We start from the raw sequence: 2,804 nt of genomic DNA, 5'->3' as shown, positions 1-2,804 counted from the left end.
GAACGAGGGGAAGCGGCGCGAGGGGGAGGTGCGGCGGGGTTCGGGGACGTGGATGTGCTGCGGGACGGGAAACCGGTGTACCGGCTGGAGGCACGGCCACGGGTGTTCGGGGACTTCGTGGCCGGAGCCTGGTGGCACAGCACGTCGCCGGCGTCGCACTTCACACAGTCCCTCGTCTGCTCGCGGGTGACGGAGGACGACGGCCGGGTCACCCTCAGCGGACGGAGGCTCACGGTCACGTCCCCGGACGGCGGGCGGAGCGTGACGGAGTTGGAGACGGACGAGGAGGTGCTGGGGACGTACCGGGCGCGCTTCGGGATCGAGTTGGAGCGAGTACCGGAGGTGAGAAAGGCGGATAAGGAGGCTTAATTGGCGTTACTCGTGCGTAGTACCGTCACAAGTGCTGGATTTCCGCGATGTGGTCACCAGTTGCCTCGAAAGTCACATCAGTGGTCGAATGCATCTTCGGCAACAGGTGGTGTCGAATCACGCAGGGATGTGTCGCAGATGCTGGGGCGCTGGCGGGAGAACCGAGCGAAGCAGGGGCAACGAGGCGGCCCCATGAGTGCGGTACGGGTTCCGCCCGGTGCCGGGGTGCTCAGTTGCCGGGTGCTCGATCCGGTGAACGAGCCCGTGCAGCAGGCGGAGTTCGTGGTCAGTGACGCGATGGGCCGCAGGGTCGTCGGCGGGGGTACGGACCCGTACGGGTCGTTCATCGCGGCGGTGCCGGCGGGGGAGTACCGGCTCGCGGTGTCGGCCGAGGGGTACACGCCGTACCGGGCGAACGCTGTCGTCGGCGAGAGCGCGCTGGCCTCGCTCGGTGATGTGACCCTGCAGATCGCCCAGCCCTACGAGCTGCCCCGGGCGGGCGACTGGGAGATCGAGCCGACGCATTCCTCGATCGGGTTCACCGCGCGCCACATCGGACTGGCGCATGTGCACGGGCGGTTCAACAGGTTCGCGGGCGCGATCCGGATCGGGGACTCCCCGGAGCGGTCGGCGATGCACGTGGTGATCGACGCGGCGTCCATCGACACGAACGTCAGGATGCGGGACAACCATCTGCGGTCGGCGGACTTCCTGGACGTGGAGCGGTTTCCGACGCTGGAGTTCTACAGCGAACGGTTCGTGCACAGGGGCGGGAACCGTTGGGCTGTCACCGGGGCGCTGTCGCTGCACGGGGTGACGCGGACGGTCACGCTCGACACCGAGTACCTCGGGCTGGGCAACGGCATGGAGGGCGAGGAGCGGGCGGCCTGCAAGGCCACGACCGAGCTGCGGCGCGACGACTTCACGGTGAGCTGGCAGACGATGCTCGCGCGGGGCATCGCGGTCGTGGGGCCCAGCATTCGGGTCGACCTCGATGTGCAGATCGTGCCCAAGGGCTGAACCGGGGTTCGGTTGTGCTCGGTGGAGGTGAGTGCGGGCCCGGCGTGGGGCGTGGCCGGGCCGGCGGAAAATGTCTCCGTGAGTGATGTGAGACATGTGCTGGTGCTGCCCGACCGCGAGGCCGCGGAGGAGGTGGCGGAGGCGCTGGCCGACCGTTTCGGGCTGAATGAGGAGCCCCAGCTCGTCCGGGACGCGCTGGCCGGGGAGGACGACGCCGAGGACGCACAGTGGCTGGTCGTCCTGCGGGACGAGGCGGAGCGGCTCGATCCCGCCGAGTTGGAGGAGTTCGTGGGGGAGTGGGACGGCTGGCGGGAGGAACCGTAGGTCCGCGCTGTCAGTGGTGCGTGGGATGCTGTGAGAGATGGCCAGGAAGACTGCGAATGACGACCCTCTCGCCCCGGTCACGGTTGCCGTGGGCCAGGAGGACCTCCTGCTCGACCGTGCCGTGCAGGAGGTGGTGGCCGCCGCGAAGGCCGCCGACGCCGACACCGACGTACGTGACCTGACCCCGGACCAGTTGCAGCCGGGGACGCTCGCCGAGTTGACGAGTCCGTCGCTCTTCGCGGAGCGGAAGGTCGTGGTCGTACGCAACGCGCAGGATCTCTCGGCCGACACGGTCAAGGACGTGAAGGCGTATCTCGGGGCACCAGCCGAGGAGATCACCCTCGTGCTGCTGCACGCGGGCGGTGCCAAGGGCAAGGGGCTGCTGGACGCGGCGCGCAAGGCCGGGGCGCGGGAGGTGGCGTGCCCGAAGATGACGAAGCCGGCGGAGCGGCTGAGCTTCGTGCGGGGGGAGTTCCGCACCCTGGGGCGGTCCGCCACGCCCGAGGCGTGCCAGGCGCTCGTAGACGCGATCGGGAGTGACCTGCGGGAGCTGGCGTCCGCGGCGTCGCAGTTGGTCGCGGACGTCGAGGGGACGATCGACGAGGCCGTGGTCGGGCGGTACTACACCGGGCGGGCCGAGGCATCGAGTTTCGAGGTGGCGGACCGGGCGGTGGAGGGGCGGGCCGCGGAGGCGTTGGAGGCGCTGCGGTGGTCTCTGTCGACGGGGGTCGCACCCGTGCTGATCACCAGTGCGCTGGCTCAGGGGGTGCGGGCCATCGGGAAGCTGTCCTCGGCGAGGGGCGGCCGGCCGGCCGATCTCGCGCGGGAGTTGGGGATGCCGCCGTGGAAGATCGATCGGGTGCGGCAGCAGATGCGGGGGTGGACGCCGGATGGAGTGGCCGTTGCCCTGCGAGCTGTTGCCGAGGCCGATGCGGGGGTCAAGGGCGGGGGCGACGATCCTGAGTACGCGTTGGAGAAGGCGGTTGTGACGATCGCCCGGGCTGCGCGCTCTCGGCGGGGCTGAGCGGGACCGGCCCGGGGGCTTCTCCTCGGGCATCGGACGGCCTGGGGTTGCTGGGTGGGGCTGGCAT

4 protein-coding genes are annotated in these 2,804 nt (G+C 70.2%); all 4 read left to right on the top strand.

The window, feature by feature from the left end:
• Positions 1-369, top strand: a 369-nt coding sequence (locus FPZ41_RS45935) for an arylamine N-acetyltransferase (protein ID WP_194236459.1), incomplete at its 5' end; no start/stop codon positions are given.
• A gap of 138 nt (positions 370-507) precedes the next feature.
• On the top strand, positions 508-1,389 hold the full coding sequence (locus FPZ41_RS45930; protein WP_152870785.1) for a YceI family protein: 882 nt from the start codon (positions 508-510) through the stop codon (positions 1,387-1,389).
• A 78-nt stretch (positions 1,390-1,467) separates the two neighbouring features.
• Positions 1,468-1,713 (top strand): hypothetical protein, encoded by a 246-nt coding sequence (locus FPZ41_RS45925; RefSeq protein WP_322621585.1) that lies wholly within the window; start codon positions 1,468-1,470, stop codon positions 1,711-1,713.
• Between the two features lie 37 nt (positions 1,714-1,750).
• Entirely contained in the window at positions 1,751-2,737 is a 987-nt protein-coding gene (holA, locus tag FPZ41_RS45920) for a DNA polymerase III subunit delta (RefSeq protein WP_131571928.1), read from the top strand.
• Positions 2,738-2,804 lie beyond the last annotated feature (67 nt).

The sequence above is a fragment of the Streptomyces acidicola genome, from assembly GCF_009377235.1.
Taxonomy (GTDB): Bacteria; Actinomycetota; Actinomycetes; order Streptomycetales; family Streptomycetaceae; genus Streptomyces; species Streptomyces acidicola.
Note: the sequence above shows the minus strand (reverse complement) of the source record. Positions and strands in the feature narration are given on the sequence as shown.